26 protein-coding genes are annotated in these 24,881 nt (G+C 43.6%); 3 read left to right on the top strand and 23 right to left on the bottom strand.

All coding sequences use genetic code 11. From position 1 onward, the window contains the following. Window positions 1-3: 3 nt before the first annotated feature. The 8 genes from VME0621_RS17220 to trmY form a co-directional block, all read right to left on the bottom strand. Window positions 4-846: an ABC transporter permease gene (locus VME0621_RS17220; RefSeq protein WP_370736777.1), complete on the bottom strand. Its 843-nt coding sequence runs from the start codon at window positions 844-846 to the stop codon at window positions 4-6. Window positions 847-863: 17 nt separating this feature from the next. Next, window positions 864-1,883: an ABC transporter substrate-binding protein gene (locus VME0621_RS17215; protein WP_062460047.1), complete on the bottom strand. Its 1,020-nt coding sequence runs from the start codon at window positions 1,881-1,883 to the stop codon at window positions 864-866. A gap of 19 nt (window positions 1,884-1,902) precedes the next feature. After that, complete coding sequence (locus tag VME0621_RS17210; RefSeq protein ID WP_031495695.1) at window positions 1,903-2,916, bottom strand: substrate-binding domain-containing protein; 1,014 nt, start codon at window positions 2,914-2,916, stop codon at window positions 1,903-1,905. Window positions 2,917-3,268: 352 nt separating this feature from the next. Then, window positions 3,269-3,844, bottom strand: a complete 576-nt coding sequence (locus VME0621_RS17205; protein WP_031495696.1) for a sugar O-acetyltransferase — start codon at window positions 3,842-3,844, stop codon at window positions 3,269-3,271. A 71-nt stretch (window positions 3,845-3,915) separates the two neighbouring features. Beyond that, complete coding sequence (locus VME0621_RS17200) at window positions 3,916-4,368, bottom strand: septal ring lytic transglycosylase RlpA family protein (protein WP_096441291.1); 453 nt, start codon at window positions 4,366-4,368, stop codon at window positions 3,916-3,918. A gap of 199 nt (window positions 4,369-4,567) precedes the next feature. Continuing rightward, the gene (locus tag VME0621_RS17195) at window positions 4,568-5,527 is read right to left on the bottom strand and encodes a hypothetical protein (RefSeq protein ID WP_062460045.1); all 960 of its coding nucleotides are present in this window, start codon (window positions 5,525-5,527) and stop codon (window positions 4,568-4,570) included. Between the two features lie 99 nt (window positions 5,528-5,626). Then, complete coding sequence (locus VME0621_RS17190) at window positions 5,627-6,610, bottom strand: HAD family hydrolase (RefSeq protein WP_062460043.1); 984 nt, start codon at window positions 6,608-6,610, stop codon at window positions 5,627-5,629. A 193-nt stretch (window positions 6,611-6,803) separates the two neighbouring features. Continuing rightward, window positions 6,804-7,400, bottom strand: a complete 597-nt coding sequence (trmY, locus tag VME0621_RS17185; RefSeq protein WP_062460041.1) for a tRNA (pseudouridine(54)-N(1))-methyltransferase TrmY — start codon at window positions 7,398-7,400, stop codon at window positions 6,804-6,806. Window positions 7,401-7,681: 281 nt separating this feature from the next. On the opposite strand from trmY, the gene VME0621_RS17180 reads away from it, so the two are divergent. Further along, window positions 7,682-8,398, top strand: a complete 717-nt coding sequence (locus VME0621_RS17180) for a nucleotidyltransferase domain-containing protein (RefSeq protein ID WP_062460039.1) — start codon at window positions 7,682-7,684, stop codon at window positions 8,396-8,398. A 507-nt stretch (window positions 8,399-8,905) separates the two neighbouring features. On the opposite strand, the gene mnhG is transcribed toward VME0621_RS17180, so the two are convergent. The 10 genes from mnhG to VME0621_RS17130 all read right to left on the bottom strand — a co-directional run bounded on the left by mnhG (window position 8,906) and on the right by VME0621_RS17130 (window position 18,929). Beyond that, complete coding sequence (mnhG, locus tag VME0621_RS17175; protein ID WP_031494385.1) at window positions 8,906-9,202, bottom strand: monovalent cation/H(+) antiporter subunit G; 297 nt, start codon at window positions 9,200-9,202, stop codon at window positions 8,906-8,908. Next, window positions 9,202-9,486 carry a cation:proton antiporter gene (locus VME0621_RS17170; protein WP_006072309.1) on the bottom strand — a complete coding sequence of 95 codons (285 nt, stop codon included), beginning with the start codon at window positions 9,484-9,486 and terminating at the stop codon, window positions 9,202-9,204. The genes mnhG and VME0621_RS17170 overlap by 1 nt, the downstream gene beginning before the upstream one ends. After that, entirely contained in the window at window positions 9,479-9,955 is a 477-nt protein-coding gene (locus VME0621_RS17165) for a Na+/H+ antiporter subunit E (RefSeq protein WP_006072307.1), read from the bottom strand. The genes VME0621_RS17170 and VME0621_RS17165 overlap by 8 nt, the downstream gene beginning before the upstream one ends. Next, window positions 9,952-11,445, bottom strand: coding sequence for a proton-conducting transporter transmembrane domain-containing protein (locus tag VME0621_RS17160; protein ID WP_062460037.1), 1,494 nt, complete (start codon window positions 11,443-11,445; stop codon window positions 9,952-9,954). The genes VME0621_RS17165 and VME0621_RS17160 overlap by 4 nt, the downstream gene beginning before the upstream one ends. After that, entirely contained in the window at window positions 11,445-11,798 is a 354-nt protein-coding gene (locus VME0621_RS17155; RefSeq protein WP_062460035.1) for a Na+/H+ antiporter subunit C, read from the bottom strand. The genes VME0621_RS17160 and VME0621_RS17155 overlap by 1 nt, the downstream gene beginning before the upstream one ends. Further along, window positions 11,798-14,425, bottom strand: a complete 2,628-nt coding sequence (mbhE, locus tag VME0621_RS17150; RefSeq protein WP_062460259.1) for a hydrogen gas-evolving membrane-bound hydrogenase subunit E — start codon at window positions 14,423-14,425, stop codon at window positions 11,798-11,800. The genes VME0621_RS17155 and mbhE overlap by 1 nt, the downstream gene beginning before the upstream one ends. A gap of 900 nt (window positions 14,426-15,325) precedes the next feature. Continuing rightward, the gene (locus tag VME0621_RS17145) at window positions 15,326-15,679 is read right to left on the bottom strand and encodes a rhodanese-like domain-containing protein (RefSeq protein WP_006072300.1); all 354 of its coding nucleotides are present in this window, start codon (window positions 15,677-15,679) and stop codon (window positions 15,326-15,328) included. A 40-nt stretch (window positions 15,680-15,719) separates the two neighbouring features. Beyond that, entirely contained in the window at window positions 15,720-16,193 is a 474-nt protein-coding gene (locus VME0621_RS17140; RefSeq protein WP_062460033.1) for a response regulator, read from the bottom strand. After that, window positions 16,180-17,505, bottom strand: a complete 1,326-nt coding sequence (locus VME0621_RS17135) for an ATP-binding protein (RefSeq protein ID WP_062460031.1) — start codon at window positions 17,503-17,505, stop codon at window positions 16,180-16,182. Before VME0621_RS17135 ends, VME0621_RS17140 begins: the two co-directional genes overlap by 14 nt. A 5-nt stretch (window positions 17,506-17,510) precedes the next feature. Further along, a complete protein-coding gene (locus VME0621_RS17130) occupies window positions 17,511-18,929 on the bottom strand; it encodes an SLC13 family permease (RefSeq protein WP_006072295.1) in 1,419 nt (472 codons plus the stop codon). Between the two features lie 207 nt (window positions 18,930-19,136). Here VME0621_RS17130 and VME0621_RS17125 point away from each other — a divergent pair, with 207 nt between their 5' ends. Beyond that, window positions 19,137-20,033, top strand: coding sequence for a homocysteine S-methyltransferase family protein (locus tag VME0621_RS17125; protein ID WP_062460029.1), 897 nt, complete (start codon window positions 19,137-19,139; stop codon window positions 20,031-20,033). Window positions 20,034-20,095: 62 nt separating this feature from the next. Here VME0621_RS17125 and VME0621_RS17120 read toward each other — a convergent pair whose 3' ends face one another. The 5 genes from VME0621_RS17120 to VME0621_RS17100 all read right to left on the bottom strand — a co-directional run bounded on the left by VME0621_RS17120 (window position 20,096) and on the right by VME0621_RS17100 (window position 23,747). Continuing rightward, window positions 20,096-20,569 (bottom strand): DUF2947 domain-containing protein, encoded by a 474-nt coding sequence (locus tag VME0621_RS17120; protein ID WP_006072292.1) that lies wholly within the window; start codon window positions 20,567-20,569, stop codon window positions 20,096-20,098. Between the two features lie 8 nt (window positions 20,570-20,577). After that, entirely contained in the window at window positions 20,578-21,165 is a 588-nt protein-coding gene (locus VME0621_RS17115; RefSeq protein ID WP_062460027.1) for an HD domain-containing protein, read from the bottom strand. Continuing rightward, window positions 21,165-21,743: a ribosomal protein S5-alanine N-acetyltransferase gene (rimJ, locus tag VME0621_RS17110; RefSeq protein WP_062460025.1), complete on the bottom strand. Its 579-nt coding sequence runs from the start codon at window positions 21,741-21,743 to the stop codon at window positions 21,165-21,167. Before rimJ ends, VME0621_RS17115 begins: the two co-directional genes overlap by 1 nt. After that, window positions 21,743-23,284, bottom strand: a complete 1,542-nt coding sequence (tyrR, locus tag VME0621_RS17105; RefSeq protein WP_038228270.1) for a transcriptional regulator TyrR — start codon at window positions 23,282-23,284, stop codon at window positions 21,743-21,745. The genes rimJ and tyrR overlap by 1 nt, the downstream gene beginning before the upstream one ends. A gap of 133 nt (window positions 23,285-23,417) precedes the next feature. Beyond that, window positions 23,418-23,747: an STAS domain-containing protein gene (locus tag VME0621_RS17100; protein WP_006072285.1), complete on the bottom strand. Its 330-nt coding sequence runs from the start codon at window positions 23,745-23,747 to the stop codon at window positions 23,418-23,420. Between the two features lie 212 nt (window positions 23,748-23,959). On the opposite strand from VME0621_RS17100, the gene VME0621_RS17095 reads away from it, so the two are divergent. Next, window positions 23,960-24,847 (top strand): DMT family transporter, encoded by an 888-nt coding sequence (locus tag VME0621_RS17095; RefSeq protein WP_062460023.1) that lies wholly within the window; start codon window positions 23,960-23,962, stop codon window positions 24,845-24,847. The last annotated feature ends 34 nt before the right edge of the window (window positions 24,848-24,881 follow it).

Raw genomic sequence — 24,881 nt, 5'->3', positions numbered from 1 at the left:
TGATTAGCCTCCCATTGCCATAGACGAATTACCCTGACGCTTCGCTAACATCAAACACAACCAAGTCACTAGACCAAGGATTAAGCTCAAAGCAGCCGCCATAGCGAAGTTAGCATTGAGCGTGAACTCTGTATAAATCGTCATTGGTAACACGTTAATGTTGGTTGCCAGAGTAAACGCCGTGCCAAACGCGCCCATTGAGGTAGCGAAACAGATCGAACCCGATGAGATTAATCCTGGCTTTAACGCAGGTAGCGTTACGTCTTTGAAAATTTGCCAACGATTTGCGCCTAACGAACGCCCCGCTTCAAGTAGGTTTTGGTCGAGTTTTTCTGCGGCACCCATAACCGTGAGTACCACTCGAGGTATTGAGAAGTACAAGTAACCCAAAAACAATCCCGCGATTGAGTAAGCAAACATCCAGCGTTCCCCAGTAAGCAATAACCCTGCTTGGGCAAACAAACCTTGACGTCCTACAAGCATAATGACGAAGAAACCAATCACCACTCCTGGAAATGCAAGCGGAAAGCTCAACATAGCAACCAGCAACTGCTTCCCCTTAAACTCATAACGCGTCAAAAACAGCCCACTGATCGTAGCCACCGCTAAACTCACAACTGTGACTAGGACAGAAAGCGCTACGGTTGAAAAAAGACTCTTCAAGTACAAAGGTCGGGTTAAAATTTGTATGTAGCTCTGCGCACCGCCATCAACTAACGAGAGCTGCAACAGTTGCACCACTGGTAACAAGAAAAATGCGCAGCTCACTATTACAGCAGGCAGAATAAGCAAAATAGATAGATGATTCTTTTTCATAAAAACAATGGCGGAAATCTTGTCCGCCATCCATGGTCCGGTGAGGTTTAGTTGACTTCTCTTAGGTACAGGTCAGCGAATGCGGCTTGATTTTCAGACATCTTTGCAAAGTTAACTGAACCAACGCGCTGATATTCAGAGTCAGGTAGGAACTTACTCTTCGCATCCTCATCCATCACCCCACCAATAACTGGTCGTAAATACGCCTTTGCCCAAACTTGTTGGCCTTTTTCGGATAACACAAAATCCAAGATTTTTTTTGCGTTGTCAGGGTGTGGTGAGTCCTTCACCATGCTCATTACATAAGGAACAGCAATAGAGCCCTCCTTCGGAATGACAAATTCCACATTAGAGAAGTCGTTATATTTGGCGCGATACGCATTAAAGTCATAATCCAATAAGATTGGAATCTCACCCGAAATTACACGTGCATACGAAGTTTGCTTTGGGACAATCGGGCGATTTTTCGCAAGTTTGCGGAAGTACTCAATAGCAGGTGTGAAGTCATTGATATCGCCCCCCATTGCCTCATTTACCGCTACCGCGCTTGCGTAGCCCACAAACGCACTGGTTGGGTCAAGATAACCAACCATGCCACGATATTCTGGTTTTAGAAGATCTTCCCAACTCTGCGGGACCGGCGCTCCATCTAAAGCATCAACGTTAACGAAGAAGCCAATGGTTCCCGAATGAATTGCAAACCAATTACCGTTTGGATCTTTCATCCCTTCTGGAATTTGGTCCCAATTCTTCGGTTTGTATGGTTCTACCACCCCTTGGTTAGTCGCGTTGATGCCAAATGACACGCCATAATAAACAACGTCTGCTACTGGATTGTTTTTCTCCGCAACTAACTGAGACAAAGACTGACCGGAATTTTTGTTGTCCATCGGAACTCGAATTCCAAGTTCTTTATTTATCAGCTGTAATTGCCCTCCCCAGTTCGCCCACTCTGGAGGGCAGTTATAGCAAATTGCGCTAGATGCCTGCGCTTGAAATGAAGCGCAAGCCAAACCAAATAGCATTCCCGCTAGTTTTTTTGTTTTAGAGCCTAGTGTAAAAGTCATTATATTCTCCAATATGTGACTATTCGTTGTTTTGTAAGTGCGGCACCACGTCAAGTGAGCCATTCATTTGCAATTGATAATCCAGAGCAAGTTGAGTCGATACGCTCGCTCCTGCTTTGGCGTTAAATAAAATATCTACAGCGACTTGCCCCATTTTTAGATGTGGTACCGCAACCGTTGCGAGAGTCGGGGTGATAAGCTGAGCTAAACTCATGCCGTCAAAACCGATAATTGAGATGTCCGAAGGTACATGTAGACCGTTGGCTTTCACGGCATTTATCGCCTTCAATGCCAGCAAATCGTTACTACAAAACCACACTGTAGGCGCCTGTTCTCTCTGGATAACACTCATCTCTTGGTCACCAAATGGATCAAGCTTGTTTTGGTCTACTTCTAGTAGCTCAGTTAATTCCAATCCATTGTCATTAAGACCTTTTTTAAACCCTTTATAGCGCTGCTCAGCACGATCAGATGAGACAAATCGCCCCGTTAACATGCCAACTCTTCGGTGTCCTAATTCCACGACTCGCTGAGCTACATCAATACCGGCTTGATAGTTATCAACAAAAACGCAAGGTTCTTGCTCATCTGAACGGTTGTGCAATAAACAGTAGGGAAACTTAAAGTCTCTCAGAAGCTTCAATGCTTCATTTTCAGAGGTATCTGCGATCGTCAAAATGACACCTTCGACACGCTGCCTTATCAGGTCGATAACCGCTTGCTGCTCTTGGCCACTGTCATATTGAGTGTCAACAACCACAACCGAGTACCCAAAGTGCCTCGCTCTTTGCTGGATGCCGGTAACTACCTCTGAAAACACAGGGTTAATTAAACTTGGAATCACCACTCCGAGAGTTGGATTTTTATTGAATTCAATTTGGTCATGTCGTTGCTCAACACTGTATCCAGTGAGAGTAATGACTTTCTCAATTCTCTTGCTCGTGGCATGCGCTACAGATTGAGGCTGATTTAGATAACGAGAGATAGTTGCAGGTGACACTCCTGCAAGTTCTGCTACATCTTTGATATTCATCGCCTCTCCTCCGTTGTTGAACGCAAGATTAAAGAGGACACATTACAGTTTTATTAAGGAAAAAATGAAGAAGCGTCAATTTAGCCGCCATATCGATGCATGTTTGCGACATATATCGACAACATAATTCATGAAACACTTTCATTTCATTGAATTTAACGGAAGCAAATTAAATTGTAGAGTAATGTGAAATAACGATTAATGTCACAGAAACTGGGGGAAATATGAGTGGTCGCCGAAAGGATCACGATAATTAAGCTGAAATGCAGCGAAAGAGATTAAGCGCTCTGGCTCATTTCTCATACTAAATGTTAATCGCCATCCTTTCGGAAGAATTTACTGAGTTGTGTGGCTATTGGCCTTTGTAAGTGTTATCGCTCTCATTGAGATTCTTAATCAACCTAGCGGGTGTTCCACCATATAACGAGTCGGGCGGTACGTCACTGTTCACAACGGAATTAGCGGCAATCACGGAACGCGCTCCAATGGTAACACCTTGATTGATAACCACATTACCTCCAATCCATACATCGTCTTCCACCGTAATCGGTCCACAGATCGTTTCCCAGTTGCGACGCTTGAGGTAGTTTAAGTCGTGGCTAGCGCAATAGAACTGTGTATTTGGCCCTATCAACACGTTGTTACCAATCATGATTTTGGCACCATCTAGCATGGTGACATTCATATTAATAAAGGTCTTTTCGCCAATCGAAATCGTCTTACCAAACTCACAATAGAATGGAGAACGTACAATGCTGGAATCTGCAATATTCCCCATTAACTGTTGAAACAGCTCACCACGTTGAATGTCATCAGTATTTTTATTTATTGCCTGTAACAGAAGGGAGGCGTTTTCGCGGATTTGGTTAATGCTTTCGGCGCCGCCATCGAACTCTTCACCAGCAAGCATTTTCTCGAACTCAGTCATGTTGTCTCTCAACTCGGGTCTTTATTTTTTTCGGCTAAATTGTATCACCAACGCGTCATTCGAGCAGTGGATTAGTGCTTATACCTAAAGGTATTACTGTCATCGATAATCTCAATTTTTACCGATGCTATTCCTTTATTGATATCGCCAATTTGTTCAAATGACTTACGAGATAAGTCAATAATTCGACCTTTTACAAACGGGCCTCTATCATTGATTTTGACGTCCACTGTTTTACCATTAGCGGTATTTGTCACTCTCACGATCGTTCCAAAAGGTAACGTTTTATGAGCCGCGGTATAAGCCCTCATGTTATAGCGCTCACCACTCGCAGTGCGTCGTCCGTGGTATTTATTCCCATACCAAGACGCTTGACCTACAAGTTCATGGGATTTTGCATAACTTCGAGTTTTGGAACTATCAATTGAAGCGGTTGAAGAGCAACCAGCTAGAAAAGAGAACATTAATGCAACAAAGATGAAATTGATCTTCTTGATACTATTTGGAAACTGAAATTTATTCATGTCGTGTTTATCTATTCTTGAACTGTTGACGCTTTAGCAATAAAGCTCATAAAAACAATCGAATGGGACAAAAGCCAACATTCGATATCAATGGCCAATTTTTCCACGACCTCGATGCCACTCGGTCATGCCCAAGAAAGATTTTAGACATGAAAATACCAAAGTTCACTGCCTTTGAGATCCGTGCCAAATTACATCGTTATTTTGACTTCATAAACGTATCATAAGGCTTTTCACCAAACAGCTTTTGGTACCGCTCAGAATATCGACTCCATCCATCAACCCCTGATAATACCGTAGCTTCTAGTACTGAAGAGCACTTCCCTTGAATCAAAATATTTCGAAATTTAAATAGGTTAACGAGCAAATAGAATCGCTTGGGTGCAATGAACAAATACTCTTTGAAAAAGAGGTTGATGCTTTTGGTGCTAATATCTAATTCATTAGCTATCTGCTTCAGCGACATCGCTCGCGTCGTTTTCTGTTCCATCATTTTCACTATTTTTGTCATCAGGTGCTTTCTAGGCCTGCGACTTGGTCCATGCAGCGATTGAGGGCGCAGTGGAGGGAGTTCATCCAAAAGAACGGTGATCAAATCAAGGACAGCTTTCGTCCCACCATGCCCTTGTTTCTCAGTCGGCTGTTCAAAGACAAACTTACCTACCGCCTTAAATTTGTCTAAGTTCCTTTTCGAAACAGCAACCGGAACAAGGGAATCACTGAAACTCTTCAATTTTCTAGAGGGCTCAGCTATTTCACTTAAGATAACCGTGGTGTTCTGGGGAATAAATAATGCAAAGGGAACTTCAGAACGACTTGAGACTATCGCAACTTGGTCAGTGTTAATCCAACTACCATTAAAACACACGGACTGACTTTCCATTGTGGTTATCATCAGGGTAATTTCTGGTGAATGTAATCGAGTTTGCAAAGCACACTCAGGCTTAAATAGAGCGGAGTAAAGTGTCAGTGCATGAGGAGTTGTGAATGCTGTATAACGAACCGTTGGACGATCAATTTGTAAAAATCCATACTGACGCTCGGTAACATGATTTGGTTCATTGGGAAAATCAAACAGGACCTTGCAGTTTGCTATCGCAGTTATCTCACTAGATAACTGCTCGAAAGTGAGTATTTTTTTACTATTAGTGACTGCCATTCAGCCCTCTTACCTTCACTTATACCCTTAAAGGCTAGCAACCACCGCAATGCTTTCTGGTCAGCCCAAAAGCATTGCGGGTTCCAAATCACTACGCTATCAATTTGGGTAAATCACTTTCCAGTCATTCTTCATATCTGCGATAGTCCAGCCTTCTTTCTTGGCTTCGTCTAGTCCCTTATCTAGGCGGCCAACCGAAGAATTACGATCATACTTCCACTCTCGCCCTTCATCAGTATGATGCACATAGAGTCCGAACGTGACACCTTCTTGTTGGGTCGTCCATTGCATCATCTGCAAATCACCGTCAGAATTACCAAAAGCCGCAATAGGTTGGCGACCTAGTCTCTTGTGAATACCAATGACCTTACCTGCTTTGTCATTAATATGAGCGACGTTTGGCAAGCGTTGAATCTCAATACCATTACTAGTGTAAGCGAACTCTGTCTCTATTTCGCTGCCAATAACGTACTCAGGAGAAATACCATACACTTCCTCTGTCCAAGGACGCATAAAGTCTGCTCCTCCACCAGAAACTATGTAGGTTTTGAAATCATTATCACGAAGAAAGTCGAGCACTTCCAACATCGGTTGATAAATCATCTCCGTTAGAGGCCTTTTAGTGATTGGGTGTTTAGCGTTCTTCACCCAAGCTTGCACCATTTCCTCAAATTCCACAGAGTTCATACCGGCATGCGTCGCCATAACCATTTTCAGCAATCCTTCCTCACCATGAGACAGGGCTGCTTTTATGTCGCCTTTCAAAACAGACGCAAACGGCTCTTCGGTTTTCCACTCAGGGTGCTTCGGAGCAAGCTCTTTAATACGGTCCAAGGTAAAGAATAATTGAAAATACATCGGCTTCTCGGCCCATAACGTACCATCGTTATCAAATACCGCGATACGATCTTCCGCTGGGACGTAATTATCAGAGCCTTTTGTGGTGACAGTCTCAACAAACTCAACAATAGCAGATTTAGTAGCGCCATCGTTCCAAGAAGGCAAAGGATCAGGATGTTGCGCTGCAAAAACAGGAGTAGATAGAACAGCTAAGCAGACAAGGCTTTTGAAATGCATTTTCATAATTTGCTCTCAGTAATGTAAGTGTATTCATTGACGTTTGGCATCAGTAAGATGGCTAACCTGAACTGAGAGAATTATGCATTGCACGATCTAAAAATAATCTGCAAAAACGGAAAAGTTAAAAAAACGCTATGCCTAAAAGACATAGCGTTCAATACACTATCGAATGGTGATTTCCTATCGCCCTTCAATGTTACTCATTTAAATCCAATTCATTATGAATCAGAGTTACGCATTGAGAAGCAAACAACATCTTAGGACCAAGGCTGATTTTCTCAGTACCTAGACGCTTTAAACTATTAAAGCTCTTCTTCGGCATTGGAATATGGTCGGTAAGAAGAAAACAGGAATTACCGACAAACTGTTGTTCTCGAATGAAGGTGCCTTTCTTATCCATCATGTAGAGCTGATAATCTTCAGCCAGTTCTTGAACCAGCTTTTCGAAGCTAATGGTTCGTACATTAATACCCGCTTCAACTTCACGTTCTTGCTCTTTACCCATACCTTGGGATACGTCCAAGGCTCTGGCAACTTTATCGAGCAACACTTTCTCATGAAAGCCACCAACGTTACTGATGTCGTTTGAGCTAAAGCGTATAGTGCGAGAGTAATCTTTAGTACTTTCTAGGACGAGGTAAACCACCACATCTTCACGATGAGACTGCGCGACAAAGATCGTGTTCATCAACGTGTGAGCTAAAATTTCAGTGTGAGCCTCCTGACCAACGGAAGCGAGAAGTTGCTGGCTTTCGGTAGGGGCCGAACGAGCTCGAAGTACAAAGGCGCGCATAGATGTAAAATCCTACTTAATGAATATAACGAATAACTTAACCAAGATGTTCTATCGCCAATAAGGCAATAGTCACGTGGGTTGCCATTATCACAGTTTTGCTTGATGAAGTAACGGCAATAATTTAGCTATTTACAGAAATAGTCTTCAGCAGGGTGTGCTTTGAACAAAAGTATTTAAGTCAAACTGATAACTTGTTGAGGTTGCCAGACGTTTCACTGATTTGAACTAATCGCTTATGGTAGCATCGACAATCATCGACACGGATCCACACTATCATAATGCACTCACGTCTTTTTGCCCTACCCTCTGCTGAACGAGAATACATAAATCGCTTGTGCGACGTGCTTCAGTTAGTCGCAAGTACTAATATCGTTGGTATCTACTTACTTGGCTCAGCAAGTCAGGGGAGTTATGTTGCGGGTGAAAGTGATTTAGACGTCCAAATGGTGGTAGCTCAACCCCTTTGCGACGCTCAAAAGCAGGCTATCATAGAGGCGCTATCGCACTCTCACCTACCCTGCCCAGCAACCAAATTGGAGTTCGTGGTATATCACAAAGCCCAACTGCGCACAGCACAATCGCTGCACTACACTATTAATTTCAATACGGGTCGCACCTTAAAGAAAGACTACGTTTCGTTTGACCATAAAAATGATCCCAGGCATTGGTTCCTACTCGACATTGCAATGGCTGGCAATTGGGCGATAACGTTATTCGGTGAATCGTTTAATCGCATATTTCCCAGCATTGAACCATCTCTTTTGTTGCAAGCAATGCACGAGTGTCTTACTTGGTTTAACAAACATTATCCGGACAGCAAAGATTGCTATCAGTGCGCTTGCCGCATTCATAGCTATCTATTACGGGGAGTGATGGTCAGCAAAAGGCAGTCATTATCAGAGGTGGCTTTAACGGAACAATGGAAGAGTTTACCTGCTCAGGAGTTTGTGGAATCAGTGCTTCAGCAGTTAGATGCGAAGATTGCACACCAATAACCAAGTTGGAAGTGGCACGACGCTATTATGTTCGCGCCACATACTCAAACTTATTGACACCTATTTATGAAGCACGACTAGTCACAGGACCTGCTTGTGGAATATGTCGTTCTACATTATAAGATGAACAGTTAAGCTTATTTCCCTATTACTAGACTCACTAGAAATAAAGTACTAGTAATAATAAGCAATATCATTTCTTTTTTACGCATATATTATTCTCCTTCGATTTTTAACGAACGACTAAACTTCAGAACACTTAAAATGGAACTTATAATTTAATGAGCTATCAAAAAGAGGAGCATTGACTCTATAAACTATATTACCTTCCACTCTAATTAAGGTAAATATGAAAATAACATCAAATATAAATTTATCTCGATAGTTAAAGCCATACCACAAAAATACAATTAACAATCAAATATAACGCTGAATTACAAAACGAAATATGTCGAAATACTTTCCTTTCCATGAAAAGTAGACCCAATGGACGATGATCGTTACAGGTTATTTTTCTCTTCGCCACATCTTATAACCACTAGCGTGCATACTTTTTCCCAACAAGTGCGTCGCAACCGGTGCCGTCAGCAAAATAAATAACATGGTGCCTAGTACACGTGAGGTTACTGTAATATCCGGAATCCCAACAGCTACAGCGGCCAACAACGCTGTTAATCCCATTGTATTAGCTTTGGTTGATGCATGCATTCGAGTATAAAGATCCGGCATTCTTACCACACCAATACTAGCAACGATAACAAAAAAGGTACCGATACAGAGCAAAATTCCCGTTATGATTTCCATTACTCTTCCTCCTCTAATGTTCTCTTCGCTATAAAGCTTGAGAAAGCAATCGTGCCCAAAAATGCTACCAGACCTAGCGTTATCGCAACGTCTAATAATGATTTTTGCCCACTATCTAAAGTATGTACTGCAATAAATCCAACGGTAATGAATGCAATCAAATCGAGTGCAACCACTCTATCTGCCAAGGTCGGTCCTAATATTAACCTGATAAACACCATCACCAAGCTAAATAATAATCCAGCGTAAGAAATGGTAATAGTAAACTGTAACCAACTATCCACGAGTCACCTCCAAAATACGCTTTTCCATCCCTTGCTTAATAGTTTGAATAACCTCTTCATGTTTAGGTGCGAACATAGCGTGAACGACCAAGTGTTTTTTATCTTCTGTGACATCCAAACTTAGACTGCCTGGCGTTAGTGACACCATATTAGCCAGTAGCGTAATTTCTAAGTCTGTCGTCACATCCAGAGGCACATAAACAATATCCGGGTCACTCAAGTGTGTTGGCGTCACCACATCCCAAACCACTTGAGCTGCGGAAATCACCATCTCATAGCAGAAGCACAGAAATAGCTTAATCACCGCACTGAAACGTGTGAAATAAGTAGATTTCATTCCAAATGGCTGACTTAGTCTCAAAGCAAAGAAGCCAACCGTAAACCCAACCACGAAATTTAGACCACTGTATTCGCCGTTGATCAGCATCCAAGCACCTGCTAGGAAAACATTGAGGAAAAAGTAATTCATGCTCCACCTCCTAAGACCGCATTGATGTAGGCGCTCGGGTCTAGTAACTGCTCTGCTGCTCCCATGGCTAGCTGGAAAAAAGGCTCTGCAATGAATCCAAACAACAGCGCCATTGATGTCAGGCTGATGATAGGTGCGTAATACAACACCTTGGTTTTCTTACACAGTTTTTTCGCCGGCTTATTTTCTGGTTGTGGCTTCCAAAACGCTTCGCTCCAAATTTTGGTCATCGAAAACAGTGTCAGTAGCCCAACAAATAGAGCTGTACCCGCTAACCAATAATACTCAACGTGTAGACTGTCTCGAATAACCAGAAACTTACCCCAGAAACCTGACAAAGGAGGAAAACCTGCAAGTGAAAAGGCTGGGATCAGGAACAGAAACGCCAGCAATGGTGTCGATTTGTATACCCCGCCTAAGTGGCGCAATTCACTCGTGCCATACTTGCGTTCTAATACCCCACCAATCAGAAACAGATTCGACTTCACGATAATATGGTGGACGATGTAGAAGATCGTTCCAGCAAGCGCTAACGGTGTCGCGATGGCTAGACCCATTGCCATATAACCAAGCTGGCTAATACTGTGGAACGACAAGATCTTCTTTACGTTGAACTGACTCGCCGCACCTAAAACACCAGCCAACATAGTTAACCCAGCAATCCATAACATTAATGGTTGCCAACCACTGTCCGACAAAGGAAACACAAGGGTGAACATCCGCATAAGCGCATAGATGCCAACTTTAGTCAGTAGTGCAGCAAACAGTGCAACAACACCACTTGGTAACGTATGGTATGACGCTGGTAACCAGGCAAACAGTGGAAATAATGCCGACTTAATGGCGAACGCAAACAAAAATAGCACCGCCACCGTTGACTGAGTTTGCGGGTGAATGGATGCGACTTTCCCATGCAAGTCAGCAAGATTCAAAGTGCCCGTTGCCCCATAAAGCAAACCAATCGCCAGCAAGAACATTAGCGTTGAGATCAAATTCAACATTACGTACTTAACGGCTCCATCTACCTGTTCACGAGTGGCATCCAGAACCATTAATCCGAACGACGCAATCAGCATCACTTCAAACCAGACATATAGGTTGAATATATCCCCTGTTAAGAACGCCCCGTAAACACCTGCCAAAAGAATATGGATTAATGAATGGAACAAGCTATACGATGGTTTAGGTCGTAAATCTGCCATGGCATAGAATACGATGATTACCCCAATGAAAGCAGTCATGACTACCATGCCTGCACTCAGCATATCGGCGACAAATACGATACCAAATGGCGCCGCCCACTGACCAAACGCGACCGCTTGTGGGCCCAAAGTAGTGACATCGGCAAACAGCATTACGCTGGCGAGCAAGGTGATTAGCGCACTAACACCACTAATCCACTCAACGTATCTCACACGATTGCGACTAAAGAAAACTAAAGCCGAAGTAAGAACTGAGAGAACGACAGGTAACGTTAACCAAAGCGACATTACTGCTCCTCCTCTGAATACGTCATTTGATCAATATCCGCTGTTAAGGACTCTTGATAGGCTCGATAAAACAGCACAAGCGTAAATACCAATAAACCAAACCCAATAACAATCGCCGTTAAAATCAATGCTTGAGGTAATGGGTTTGCAGCACCTAAAGGCGGCACAACTGCATTAGCATCAATCAATGGTGGCTCACCCACTGTCAGCCTACCCGCTGTAAATATCGCCATATTGACAGCACTACTCAGCATAATTAAGCCAAATAGAACGCGTAACAAATGGCGCTCGAGCATCAGATAGATCCCAGCGGCAACAAACACCCCTACGACCACACTCCATAAAATTTCCATTAGTTAAGCTCCTCACTGACGTGCAGTACCATTCCCATAACACCACCAATAACACCCAGATAAATACCAATATCAAAGATCAATGGTGTGCCGAGCGGAAGTACATCTTTCCACCACAACCCGGTCAAGAAAGGTAAGTTGAATAACAAGCTGATAACGCCTGCGATAAAGCTCAGCAATACGCCAAACATGGCAATACTGAATGGCGCGAAGTGCAATCGCTCACGCACATACTTGGGAGACTCTGCAAACATCAGTAGTGATAAACCAATCACTGCGATAAGCGCACCGATAAAGCCACCACCAGGCGAGTTGTGTCCTCGCATCAGGAGATAAAGTGAGAACACCAACATCAAAGCAGCAACGATATGCGAAGCAGTACCAAAGATCAGCGACTGAATGTTCTTGTAGGTCACACTGCCCGGCTTCAGTAGACTGACTGCACATAGCCCAGCCATTACCACCACAACCACTTCACCAAAGGTATCGAACGCACGGAAGTCCACTAGAATTACGTTCACAATATTGCGCCCGTGACCGCCAGGAACGCTGTTGTTAGAGAAGAACTCTGCCACACTGGTATCCATTGGCTGTGAAGTAATGTTGATAAGAAGCATCGTGATGGCAAAACCAATCACACTAGCAACCACCGCGTGTAGTGTTTTTCGTTTTATTGAATGTTGACGAACCGTGGCCAGCTTAGGCACATGACGCATCAGCAGGACCAAAAACACCACCATTAGCGTTTCTACCAAAAGTTGCGTCTTAGCCACATCAGGAGCGCTGTAGATCATAAACACCAAAGTTGTCATGAAGCCGATCATTCCTAACGCCGCAACCGCAAGAAGTTTCGTCTTAGAAACAATGACGACAACTGTGGAGACAATAAGCAGTAGTGCTACTGCAAACTCGTAGAACTTAACGTCAACAAGTTGATTGAGCATAACGTTCGAAGAAATATGAACTTGAGATACTAGCAGTACTGCCAACGCTGAAAATGAAATCAACCCATAAAAACTCATGCGCTTCTGCTGCATCAGATTAGTTTGCCAAGACGCAAATGCCATCATTCCTTTTAGCAAACCATCAAACACCTTGTTCGCATTAGGCAAAGTGATAGATAACCGTGTCCACTGAGCGAGTAGCCAAGGGTAAATCTTATACACTGAGACACCTAGCAAGAGCGTCACCGCACTTAACACCAGAGGCAGATTAATGCCATGCCATAACTTGAGTGGCTCTGGCTCAGATATCGGAGCAATCGAGGTTACGCCGGGTAAAATCACTTGTTCGTTAAGCCAGCCAAGCCCCAGTACCGTCGCGAGTACACTTACTAACGCAAGCGTAATTGGAGGAAGCCACAGCCCCTTATTTACCTCAATGGGTTTGGCTGGTGTTGGTTCACCCTGGTATTTCCGTGAGAAGGGCTTTATCAGAAGAGCAAGCACCAACGTAACGGTCAGCGCATTGACCACCAGCATCAACAGTACCGCTAACGAGCTAACTTCCAAGCCAGCTTTGTACATATACTCTTTACTCAAAAAGCCTGGTAGCGGCGGAACGCCCGATGTAGATAGCGCCGCGATAAACGCAGCCACAAAGCTGATTTGTAATACCGGACGTAATCCACGAAGCACCCCAACCTCACGAGTACCTGTCGCCTTATCGATGTTGCCAATCACCATGAACAAGCCCGCTTTATACATCGAGTGAGCAACGATCAACATTAACGCAGACTTAAGCGCCAAATCGGTACCAATACCTAACAAAAACGTCAGCTTGCCGAGAACGACTGTTGTACTGTAGGCAAGCATTAGTTTTAGGTCGGTCTGTTTTAAAGCTAGAACAGCACACCAAAGCGCCGTGAAACCACCCACGGTTGTTAGTGTATAAAACCAAACCTCACTGTGGGCGTAAATGGGCGAAAGCAGAGCTAATAAAAAGATCCCGGCTTTCACCATCGTTGCCGAATGCAGATAAGCACTCACAGGCGTTGGTGCCGCCATCGCATTAGGTAACCAAAAATGAAACGGGAACTGCGCTGACTTGGTAAATGCACCCAATATAATGAGTAACAATGATGGAACAAACAGTGCGTGGTCATGAATGACCGACGCCTGCTGTAAAATAGTCGTCAATTGATAGCTTTCGGCCATGTTCCCTAAAAGAATCAGACCCGCTAGCATCGCTAAACCACCAGCGCCAGTAATAAGTAAAGACTGCAATGCGTTCTTTCTAGAAGTTGGGTTCTCGTGGTTAAAGCCAATCAGCAAATAAGACGTAATGGTTGTTAGTTCCCAAAAAACAAATAGTAATAACACGTTATTACTGAGCACTACGCCCAGCATCGCTAACATAAATGCCGTTAAGTAAAAGTGAAATTTGAGACGGTTTGGATATTCACGCAAATAAGCCAACGCGTATATTTGCACTAAAGTACCTATACCGCTAATCAAACAGGCAAATAGAAATGATAAACCGTCGAGCCTAAAGCTGAGATCTAAGCCTAAGCTTGGAACCCACGATGCAGTCCACGCTACGCCTTCAGGGCTATACAAGTATAAGATTGAAAGAAATATCGACAGAGGAAACACAGCAAACAACGCGAATAGCTGTGAGCTATGCAGGTTTACACGCTCACCTTGTTTGCCGAGTTTATTGGACGTCAATGCAGCCTTTTCGATGTTCAAGTTAATACTCACCTTTATCTACTATATCCCAAGTGAATTCCCGCTAAATACCAAATTGCAGAAATAGCAAAACGGTCACTTACCATTGCAGCAACCTTATTCGATTAGTTCCATATACCCGAAGCAGTGCTTGTTTTAGATGAAGAGTTTTCTGATAGCCAACATGAAGAAGTGAATAGCTAATTTAATACCAGAACAATCATTGAGCTGATTTATTAATCAATCTTTACATCCTAAACGATATAAATTCTATCCTTGGCGAGTATTTTAGTACCAGAATACAATTGTAAAGAGTCGTTGATTAGTCGTAATTCTAATTTCTGAATGTATAAGAAAGCCAATTTTCTAATATATTTATTAAAAACATCTGGAATAGATGACAGTTTGTAACGAACAGTGTCAGAAGGGATAAGTAGGATTAATGGCACTGAGATTTAAAAATAACACTTAATTATTAGTGACTTAGAGTAAAAAAACAAACCATCAACAAAGTAAAGAGGGTTATCAATATGATATTAGTCCTCCTTTAGTAAAAATGGTTCAACACCAGAAACTCGAAAATACCGAATAATAACTTATGTTTTTTCAAACGATATATCAGATAGAATTAAAAGCAAGTAATAAATTGCAATTATTCCTTTCAAGATCACGTTTATAACTTAAGCAAATTCAAGCTTACTTTAGTCATTTACTAAACTTAGGAATTGGAATAGTTGATTAACCTGAGAGACCAATATGACGCCACAACATTCGGTATGGTCACCCCTTCTATGGTGTAGAGACATCAATAAAAGGTCTGCTTGGGTGACGATACGAATGATAGAGGGGTGTCTATTGCTACTTTGCGCCTTTCTGTTCGCGCATTTCTTCTAATCCACCCGCGTTGTGGACATTACTAAAACCAACAGAGGTCAAATAGTCCATTGCTTTACCTGAACGGTTACCACTTCGGCAATACACAACGATCGGTGTAGACTTATCGACATTAGCAAAGTACTTATCAATATCAGATAACGGATAGTTCACTGCATTCGCCAAATGACCATCAGCGAACTCATCAGGAGTGCGCACGTCCACAACCATTGCACCTTGTTCTATCATTTGCCAACCTTGTTCTGCACGTTCAGATGCCATCACGCTGGCACTAGTCAATGCGACACAAAGTACCGACAAGGACAGTATTTTCTTCATAAATCCTCCTAAGTAATAAGGTGTTATATTAATCAAGGAGCTAGCGCAGCCTTTCAAAAACTATCGTCTGATCTAACTCTTCATGATAAGGTTGGTAGTCAAAGCCTTTATCGAAAATATAGCTGGTCACAAGAGAACGCACACACGCAATAAGCTCTTCAGCATTCCAAGGCTTCTCAAAATAGTGACTAACGCCTGCCATATTTATCGCCGTAATAGTATCGGAATGCGTGGCCTGCCCCGTTAGCAACACTTTTTTGGTTTCTTTAAATCGGCTATCTCTGGAGACTTCCGTCAGCAATTCAACCCCCGTCATCCCCGGCATGACGTGGTCAGACACGATTACTGCAACGCACTCCCCGTCAGCGTCAAGATCTTCCATTAAGTCGAGAACCTCTTCTCCGGATTCGCAATCTTCAATGTTTAACCAATTAGCTAAAGGCTCCAAATCTTGAATAACCGCGCTCAATACTTCGCGTTGGTCATCGACACAAATGACGTTAAGCTTCTCCATATGCTTCTCCTACTGGTAATTTGACTCGGAAAATAGTGCTCTCCTTATCGCTTTTCACGACAATCGTGCCACCATTTTCACTAACGATTCGTTTAACGATGGATAACCCTAGCCCCAAGCCAAACGATAGGCCGCCCTTCTTAGTCGTGAAATTGGGCTGGAATATTTTTCGGCGGGTAGGCTCATCGATTTCTGGCCCATTGTTGGCAATGGTGACCAAAATTCTTTGATTCGATAACTTTGTTTGAATATCAATTTGAGGTGATTCAGTTTGCAACATGGCATCGCAAGCATTTTTAACGATATTACTCCATATCTGTACATACTCAGTGGATGCCCCTTTGATTAAAGGCAGCGTTGCGGGACGCAGTCGAACAGAAACGCGTCGTAAATCACTTTGTAATAGAGCAAGGGCTTTATTGATTGTGTCGTTGATATCAAGTAATTCATCAGGCTCTCCGTCAGTACGTCCCAGTTGCTTCACAGATTTGACGATACCCACTGTATGTTTGGCCGCGACTCGTAAATCATGAAGATCGCGCCCCATTCCCCAGTACTTTAGTGCTTGCTCAGGGGCTGCTAACCAAGAATCAGGAATCGTGTGGCTTGCAGTGGCTCTAGCTAGACGTTTCGCGAGATTTCGTTCCAATCGATATTGTGACTGTATTTGCTTGGTAAGCTGTCTTACTTCACTTGATGACGCACTTTGTCCTTGCATCAGCCCCACATCGAAGAACTGACTTGCTTCTGGATGCACCTCTTCTAGAAGTTGAATTAAATCTTGCTGTAACCGTTCTGTTTTACTGCTCACCACACCAATAGCGTTGTTGAGTTCATGCGCAATGCCGGCAGCGAGTTGTCCAAGCGTCGTCATTTGCTCCGCTGTGTGTAGACGCTGCAGGGCTTTCTCTTTTGCTAATGCTTCTTGAGTCGCACGACGCTGACGTCGCGACAGTTCGTTGACCATTACTGGCATAAACTGCGCGTTGAGTGGTCCTAACGTTTCCGGAGAAACGGCAGGCGTATGCCTATCAATCCACGCTAATGTGACTTCGGTTTTGGCTATGACTGTTGACGACGCAGTCCAAGTCCCTGAAAAGAAACTATGGACCCCAATAAATGCACCAGCCGACGCCGTGAAAAGTTTGGTAAGCTTGCCGTCCTCATCACTTTCAAAGTAACCTTCCAGCTCACCTCGCAATACAAGATAAAGACGGTCATTTTGACCGCTTTGACGCAGCACGACCTCATCGGCAGACAAGGTTACCTGCCGATCACTTTGCGAGAAATAATGTCGTACTAATTGCTCCATAAACTCTACCCAATATGTCCCACGGCATGTAATAGCCAAACCAATACGAAGCTAAGCAATACACCAACCACACCAAGAATCACGCCTACTTTGGCCATCTGGTTACTTTGCACATGTCCCGTTGCGTGTGCCAGTGCGTTAGGTGGCGTACTGATTGGCAGCGACATACCCAATGACGCAGCGAACGTGACGACGAGTATCAGCGTAATTTCGCCGCCCAGTGGTGTCAGCGACGCCATAGACGTGCCTAACGCCGCCATAATTGGCATCAATAAGTTAGCGGTTGCGGTGTGCGACATAAAGTTTGCCATCACCAAACACAAGAAAGCAGCCCCAAACAGGACCACATATGGTGAAAAAGCATCAAATGGAATGCTATGTACAACAAGTCTTGCAAGGCCCGTTTTGTCCAAAGCTAGTCCAAGCGCGATACCACCTGACACCAGCCACAACACGTCCCAAGAGATCTTCTTGAGATCTTCTTTGTTGATAATGCCTGTAAGCGAGAAGATTGCGACTGGAATCAGTGCGACGGTATACGAGTTCATTCCGTGGCTGGAACCCATCAGCCAAAGTACGATAGTCAATGTGAACGTAATGTAGACCATGATGGCTTTCGGTGTTTTAAGAAACTTACCTTTGATTGAAAGCTCAATTTTCTTTTGATCGGCACTATAAAGGAAGTTAATTAGCATCCAAGCTAAGGCCATCATGACCACTACAAACGGCACACCAAACGCCATCCATTCACCAAAACTGATGTAGTTATCACCCACGAGATATTTAAGAGCAATTGCATTGGGAGGCGTACCAATTGGCGTACCGATCCCTCCAATATTAGCTGCGACGGGGATACATAATGCAAACGCAATTCGTCCAGGATCTTTGGGACCAAAAACAGCAATAACAGGCGTTAAGATAGAGAGCATCATCGCCGTAGTCGCGGTATTCGACATAAACATGGAGAAGATGCCGGTTATTAACATCAAACCTAACATGACAAATTTGGGGTCACTGCCAAATGGCTTGAGTAACACTCGCGCTAAGTTAACATCAAGGCGATATTTTGTTGCAGCCATCGCTAAAAAGAAGCCACCAAGAAAAAGCATGATGATTGGACTAGCAAAAGTTGCCATGATTTCGTTATAACTAAGTAGCTCACCAAAATGAGGCTGTCCTTCATTCAACCTAAACAGGTAAAGCCCTTTATTCGATACCAGTAACAGCTCAAGCACAATAATCACCACAGAGGTGGCGTAGATAGGGATAGGTTCGAACACCCAACACAAGGCGGCGAGAAGGAAAATCGCAATAACGCGCTGCTGGATAATGGTCAATCCGTCGAAAGGAAATGCCGATAATGGCAAGAGCAAAACGATTAATGGGATAGATATCGGAATGATATACTTTAAATATTTTTGCATGGTACTGCTCGTCCTGAGAAATATTATACTGTGAGCAGTATCACGCCGCTATGTGTGGAGCTACTTAGCGTAGGATCAAAGTTTTTGCATATTTATCATGAAGTTTCTTGGAGTGTGAATTGGGTAACAATTTGTTATTGTTACTCACATCAGTGATTACACTTATATAAATAACACCATAACGGTTTAGCTGTAGGAAACCAGACAATGAATCCACTCACCATTCTAGATGGCGGTATGGGAAGAGAGCTCAAGCGCATGGGCGCACCATTTTCTCAACCCTACTGGAGCGCACAAGCCTTAATAGAAGCGCCGCATTTTGTAGAACAGGCTCATCAGCAGTTTATTGATTCGGGTGCCGATATCATCACGACCAACAGCTATGCCTGTGTACCTTTCCATTTGGGTGATGTTCTCTATCATGAGCGAGGAACAGAGCTCGCAGGTTTGGCAGCGAAGCTGGCTAAAAATGCGGTATCACACAGTAACCGCGCAGTCACTATCGCAGGCTCCCTGCCCCCGGCATTTGGTTCTTACCGTCCAGACCTGTTCATGGCAGAGCGAGGGGCGCAGGTTTGGCAAGACTTAATGCAGGCTCAGGATGCGTATGTCGATATTTGGTTGGTCGAAACACTCTCCAGTATTGAAGAAGCACGGGTGGTATCTCAGGTACTTGCTGAGTCGACAAAGCCTAAATATTACGCGTACACCTTGTTAGATGATGTTAGCCAACTGGGTAAGCTGCGCTCAGGTGAAACAGTAGTCGATGCGGTGCAGTCTCTACTAAAACACAACCCAGATGGCATCTTATTCAACTGCTCTATCCCAGAAGTTATTGAAGCAGCTTTAGCAGCAACGGCAAAGGTGTTAGAAAGTCACCACTCTTTAATTTGCTTGGGAGCATTCGCCAATAGCTTTACGCCAATTCAGTCTGGGCATAAAGCAAATGATGCAGTACAAGAGTTACGAGAAGTCTCTCCACAAGAGTATTTGCAGTTTGCTAAAAAGTGGCAGCAGCACGGGGCGAATATTATTGGAGGCTGTTGCGGTATTGGGCCAGAACACATTGAAGTGTTGGCTAAGTGGAAAGCAAGCGTGAAATAACGCCAAGTCAATAATACAGATATGAAAAAGCCAGGCGATGAATTGTCTGGCTTTTAAGTCGGTTACTTGCGATGGCCTAATCGCACGGTTCCCTGAGTCGAAAACCAAAGCGCTTCCGAGCGGCGGCGGCCTAATAAGATAGGACCATCATCGTAAAACAGGAAGTTCTTCCAATACTTTTTAAACACCGACCATTTAGTTTCAATCACGTTGTACTTCTCATAACAGAAATACACTGTGACGTCGTCTTGCCAATCGATAAACTGATTCACGGCTTCAGGAAGCTCGTTCTCATCGGCTTCCCACGCAGCCATCCAATCAACATCATCTTGCCAATTGCTGTCTTTCATTGGCCAATCTTGTGAGCTTAGACGTTCTGCATCTGGGCTTTGGGCGCTGATATTTTCTTTCCAAAACTGTGCTGCACGCGCTTGAGTCATGGGTTTAATCTGTGGCCAATCTTGCTCAGGAACAGGCATTGATTGATGAGTAAAAATCCATTTTCTTTGGTATTCATCCAAAGTTGTGTAAGACATTCAGTCTCCTAATTTCTTAACCAGCCATTTTCTGTAGCTTCTTCTATCAGCAATTTTGCTTTATCCCAAAGCACTTGTGAACCTTTTTCTATACGTTGGTTCACTTGCATCACTTGTTGTTTGCTAACATTGTTTTCGATCCAGCTTTGACCATCATTATGGTAGTTCAATAACATCGGGATAAGTCTATCTAACGCCTTAGCAAATCTGGCCTCTGCCGATTCTGCTGCCTCAAACTCGCGCCAAACCGAAAATAATGCCTCTCCTTGGTCATCGGGCAGCATACCAAACAAACGCTTGGCGGCTTCAAGTTCAGTTTGCTGCTGTGTTTCATATGCGGCGGTATCGTAAACAAAAGTATCGCCAGCATCGATTTCAACCATGTCGTGTAACAAAAGCATTTTGACGACTTTTGCAATATCGACAGGTTCGTTAGCATGCTCTTGCAACAGCAACGCCATCATGGCGACGTGCCAACTGTGCTCGGCGCTATTTTCGAAGCGACCATCCGCACATCGAACTCGAGTTCGGCGCAAAACGGCTTTTAACTTATCAAGCTCCATCAATAAGTTGAGTTGCTGCTCAAGTCTAGTCATTAGGATGGCTTCCAATTAGGGTTAATCAACGACGTTAACACGTGATCTTCCCATTTATCATCGATTAAAAGATAGTCTTTAGCAAAACCTTCCCTTGTGAAGCCCATCGCGTTTAATACGGCTTCACTGCGAACATTTCTAGGCATATATGATGCGGCAATACGATGCATGTTTTGCACATCGAACATATACGGTATCGCTAACTTCAACGCACGGCGCATATAGCCATGGCCTTGTGCATTTTCTGCTAAAGAGTAACCGAGGTTGCATGAGTGAAATGGAAAACGTATCAAGCTGCTAAACGAGATCGTCCCCTGCATCTGGTTCGTTTCCGCATCAAAAATTAAGCAGTAATACGCCAGCCCCAAACGGTGCAACTCTTCTAACTTCACCAATTTGGCTGCCCACGAGTCGACTTTATAAAAGTCGGCATCTCGTTTTGGTTCCCAAGGTTTGAGAAAGGTCTCGTTATCCCGAAAATACTGAGCAATCGTGTAAGCATCAGAGGGCTTAGCCGTTCTCACTAGAACATTCCCTTCGCGACGGTGCAGCTGCACCGCCGAGCTAAGATCTTCCATTAATTCTTCCTGATATTGTAATCACGCAGCTTATTGGCAATGGAGGTATGTGACACATTAAGACGCTTAGCTAGCTTACGACTTGATGGGAAGGACTGATAGAGTTTTTCAAGTACACGTGACTCATAGTCCTTCATGATGTCATCAAGAGAGCCATCGATGTTTAGATTAACAGAGCCAGAGTTCACACTTTCCAACTTAGGCAAATTAAAGTCTTCTAGCTCCAATGTTGACCCCGTTACCTGTGTCAACGCACGCAACACCATATTGTCTAGCTGACGCATATTGCCTGGCCATGGATAGTTGCTGAGAGACTTCACGAGTTCCTCATCAATATCAGGCTTGGCGATGCCTAGCTTATTGCTATGTTTTGCGACAAACAAATCCAATAGCGGTGCGATATCACTAGCTCTCTCGCGCAGGGGAGGAATAGTAAGCGTCAAAACATTTAATCGGTAATAGAGATCTTCTCGGAATGCACCTTGCTCTGCCAGATCCGCCAGATTATAGCGAGTCGATGCAATAATACGCACATCAACGTGTACTTCGTGCTCTTCCCCTACGCGTCTAAAGGTGCCATCTTGTAAGAAACGCAGCAATTTGATTTGTAAGTGAGGGCTCATTTCACCGATTTCATCCAATAGCACAGTACCGCCATTAGCTTGCTCGAAAATACCTTTGTGACCATGTTCATGATTAAATGAACCAGGAGCGTGACCAAACAGTTCCGTTTCTGCAACATCATCAGGCATCGATGCGCAGCTCAGTACCAAAAAGGGATTAGAAGCACGATTAGAACGATTATGGCAAGCTTTCGCTAGCATTTCTTTACCGGTACCCGTTTCGCCTTCAATCAGTAGTGGTTGGTCTAACATAGCTAGCTTTTTCGCTTGACTCATCAAAGCCTTGTGGCGGTTCGATACACCAACAAAGTGCTCAAATCCCAGCGAATTGCTGTCTGCAAGTACCTCGGGCGCACTTGAGGTAGTAGTTGGGTGGATACTCATAACCGCACTGGCTAATAACGTTTCATTCGATTCGCCAGTAATGTAAACCGGTAGAATTTCCATGGTGTAATCTAAACCATCAATAACAATGGCTTGTTTCTGTCGGGAGATCTCACCTTCAATCCACTTGGTGAAGTTAAAGCTTGGTAATAGATGAGAGATTAACTGACCAATGGCTTCTTCTTCACTTTTCGCAAGTAATTTCAAAGCAGCATGGTTTGCCATATCAATCGCCCCTTTAAGGTCAATTGACAATACCGGATAAGGTAAATTGGTGAGCAGTGACACGAGTTCTGTATTGTGTCGTTCACTAGGCATAAACTGGATTTTTCGAACGTCTTTCACCCCTGAAATTCGGCGAATTTCGGCCATTAAGTCCCTAAACGTCTCGAAATCAATATCTGGGCAGTTCAAGTAGATAATCCCAGATATATCAATTTCAATACCACGCAAATCAATACTATTGGACGCAAGAATGTCCAATAGCTCGCGTGTGAGCCCCAGTCTATCTTCGCAAAAAACCTCTAAACGCACTTTGTCTTCCTATAGAAAGTGTCACGAAATGTTGACAGTAAGTGTGTATGACAAGCGGTTTCGCGTCAACAAAAACAGCATGTTGGCCTTACGATTTGACTTATTTTTGTACGTTATACAAGCAAAGTGATAACTAGTTCGCAGTTATCGCTTGTTCAAGGTCGGGATAGACGGTAACTAACTGATCTACTTTGGTAACTTTTAGCAATTGGAGAACAGGTACACTCTCAGTGATAAGGCAAATGGTGTCACATTGATGGGTTTTTCGCAGCGCCATCAGCGCTCCTAACGCACTGCTGTCCATAAACGTCACACTGGTTAAGTCCAATAACATGCACCGATTTAATGAATCATCTAAACCATCGATACATTGTCGAAAACTCGGGACAGTTTTAGCATCAAAGTGCGGCGCGTCTACTTCGATAACGGTGTGAGTTTCATTACTATAGGCAATGAACGACATCACTTTCTCCTTTTCGGATATTACTTACTCTAGATATGAATATAGTAGCATTTGCAAACTAATCCCAAATATTGCTGCAAACGTTAAGGGTGAAGGCAATCACCATCAAATCAGTAATTCTATTTATCAGATATATCAATAATTCCGCTCGGTTCTACTATGGTCTATCCGGCAAAAATAGCGCAGAATGAGCAAAAAAAAGAGTCCACTTTATGCACGTCAAATATCGCGCTGAATTTATTCTGGTCTTTACCACATTGCTTGCAGGGGCTGGATGGGTGTTTTCGAAAGAAGCCATTCAGGGTCTTCCGCCATTCGGCTTTATTGGTTTGCGGTTTATCTTTGCGTCGTTAATTTTACTTCCATTCTGTATGCGAGCGCTTAAAGCAGCCTCATTAGGAGACTGTCTTCGAGCTATGAGTGTAGGTTGTTTCTTAGGAAGCGCTATCTTTTGCTGGATTCATGCAATTTCTATCAGTGATACCTTAGGCGAAGGCGCATTCATCATGAGCCTGTCGATGCTGTTTGTCCCAATAGTCGCTTGGGTACTATTTAAAACAAAACCAATCCGTGCTTTTTGGCTGTCGCTTCCGATTGCGGCCGCAGGATTGTTTCTGTTGTCTTGGAAAGGAAGTTGGCAAACCGACCCTAGCCAGCTTTGGTTTTTGGCGTCCGCTGTTGGATTGGCGCTCCACTTTAACTTCAATAGCAAGTATTCAGCACAGTTGTCACCTATGCTGCTGACAACCTTGCAGCTGTTTTCAACTGGTTGTATAGGTATTATTCTTTCACTCAGTGTCGAAACTTGGCCTGAACATATTTCGTTGATCACTTGGAAGTGGTTTGCACTGAGCGTTTTACTTGCAACTAGCTTACGGTACTTAATGCAAACAACGGGTCAGAAACTAGCTAATCCGACAAATGCAGCACTATTGATGCTTCTAGAACCAGTGTGGACGTTAATTCTAAGTGTGCTTATCTATTCCGAGCCGATGCCCATTAACAAAGTATTCGGCTGTTTATTGTTACTTGCTTCATTAGTTTTTTATCGCCTAAGTTCGATGGTTTCGTTTCGAAAGGCCAAACGACTTGACCAATAACGGAACAGCGCCCTTACTCAAGGGCGCTGTTCGT

Source organism: Vibrio mediterranei (assembly GCF_900088415.1).
GTDB classification, from domain to species: Bacteria; Pseudomonadota; Gammaproteobacteria; order Enterobacterales; family Vibrionaceae; genus Vibrio; species Vibrio mediterranei.
This window is presented reverse-complemented; position numbering and strand designations above follow the sequence as displayed.

What these genes read in the sequence shown, in the direction of transcription:
- VME0621_RS17145 (WP_006072300.1), bottom strand. Translation starts at nt 15,679, where the DNA reads ATGAAGAAAATACTGTCCTTGTCGGTACTTTGTGTCGCATTGACTAGT.
- VME0621_RS17215 (WP_062460047.1), bottom strand. Translation starts at nt 1,883, where the DNA reads ATGACTTTTACACTAGGCTCTAAAACAAAAAAACTAGCGGGAATGCTA.
- VME0621_RS17190 (WP_062460043.1), bottom strand. Translation starts at nt 6,610, where the DNA reads ATGAAAATGCATTTCAAAAGCCTTGTCTGCTTAGCTGTTCTATCTACT.
- VME0621_RS17160 (WP_062460037.1), bottom strand. Translation starts at nt 11,445, where the DNA reads ATGTCGCTTTGGTTAACGTTACCTGTCGTTCTCTCAGTTCTTACTTCG.
- VME0621_RS17165 (WP_006072307.1), bottom strand. Translation starts at nt 9,955, where the DNA reads ATGAATTACTTTTTCCTCAATGTTTTCCTAGCAGGTGCTTGGATGCTG.
- VME0621_RS17155 (WP_062460035.1), bottom strand. Translation starts at nt 11,798, where the DNA reads ATGGAAATTTTATGGAGTGTGGTCGTAGGGGTGTTTGTTGCCGCTGGG.
- VME0621_RS17195 (WP_062460045.1), bottom strand. Translation starts at nt 5,527, where the DNA reads ATGGCAGTCACTAATAGTAAAAAAATACTCACTTTCGAGCAGTTATCT.
- VME0621_RS17210 (WP_031495695.1), bottom strand. Translation starts at nt 2,916, where the DNA reads ATGAATATCAAAGATGTAGCAGAACTTGCAGGAGTGTCACCTGCAACT.
- VME0621_RS17130 (WP_006072295.1), bottom strand. Translation starts at nt 18,929, where the DNA reads ATGCAAAAATATTTAAAGTATATCATTCCGATATCTATCCCATTAATC.
- rimJ (WP_062460025.1), bottom strand. Translation starts at nt 21,743, where the DNA reads ATGGAAGATCTTAGCTCGGCGGTGCAGCTGCACCGTCGCGAAGGGAAT.
- VME0621_RS17120 (WP_006072292.1), bottom strand. Translation starts at nt 20,569, where the DNA reads ATGTCTTACACAACTTTGGATGAATACCAAAGAAAATGGATTTTTACT.
- VME0621_RS17115 (WP_062460027.1), bottom strand. Translation starts at nt 21,165, where the DNA reads ATGACTAGACTTGAGCAGCAACTCAACTTATTGATGGAGCTTGATAAG.
- VME0621_RS17135 (WP_062460031.1), bottom strand. Translation starts at nt 17,505, where the DNA reads ATGGAGCAATTAGTACGACATTATTTCTCGCAAAGTGATCGGCAGGTA.
- VME0621_RS17180 (WP_062460039.1), top strand. Translation starts at nt 7,682, where the DNA reads ATGCACTCACGTCTTTTTGCCCTACCCTCTGCTGAACGAGAATACATA.
- VME0621_RS17220 (WP_370736777.1), bottom strand. Translation starts at nt 846, where the DNA reads ATGGCGGACAAGATTTCCGCCATTGTTTTTATGAAAAAGAATCATCTA.
- VME0621_RS17095 (WP_062460023.1), top strand. Translation starts at nt 23,960, where the DNA reads ATGCACGTCAAATATCGCGCTGAATTTATTCTGGTCTTTACCACATTG.
- VME0621_RS17205 (WP_031495696.1), bottom strand. Translation starts at nt 3,844, where the DNA reads ATGACTGAGTTCGAGAAAATGCTTGCTGGTGAAGAGTTCGATGGCGGC.
- VME0621_RS17200 (WP_096441291.1), bottom strand. Translation starts at nt 4,368, where the DNA reads ATGAATAAATTTCAGTTTCCAAATAGTATCAAGAAGATCAATTTCATC.
- mnhG (WP_031494385.1), bottom strand. Translation starts at nt 9,202, where the DNA reads ATGGAAATCATAACGGGAATTTTGCTCTGTATCGGTACCTTTTTTGTT.
- VME0621_RS17140 (WP_062460033.1), bottom strand. Translation starts at nt 16,193, where the DNA reads ATGGAGAAGCTTAACGTCATTTGTGTCGATGACCAACGCGAAGTATTG.
- trmY (WP_062460041.1), bottom strand. Translation starts at nt 7,400, where the DNA reads ATGCGCGCCTTTGTACTTCGAGCTCGTTCGGCCCCTACCGAAAGCCAG.
- VME0621_RS17100 (WP_006072285.1), bottom strand. Translation starts at nt 23,747, where the DNA reads ATGTCGTTCATTGCCTATAGTAATGAAACTCACACCGTTATCGAAGTA.
- VME0621_RS17125 (WP_062460029.1), top strand. Translation starts at nt 19,137, where the DNA reads ATGAATCCACTCACCATTCTAGATGGCGGTATGGGAAGAGAGCTCAAG.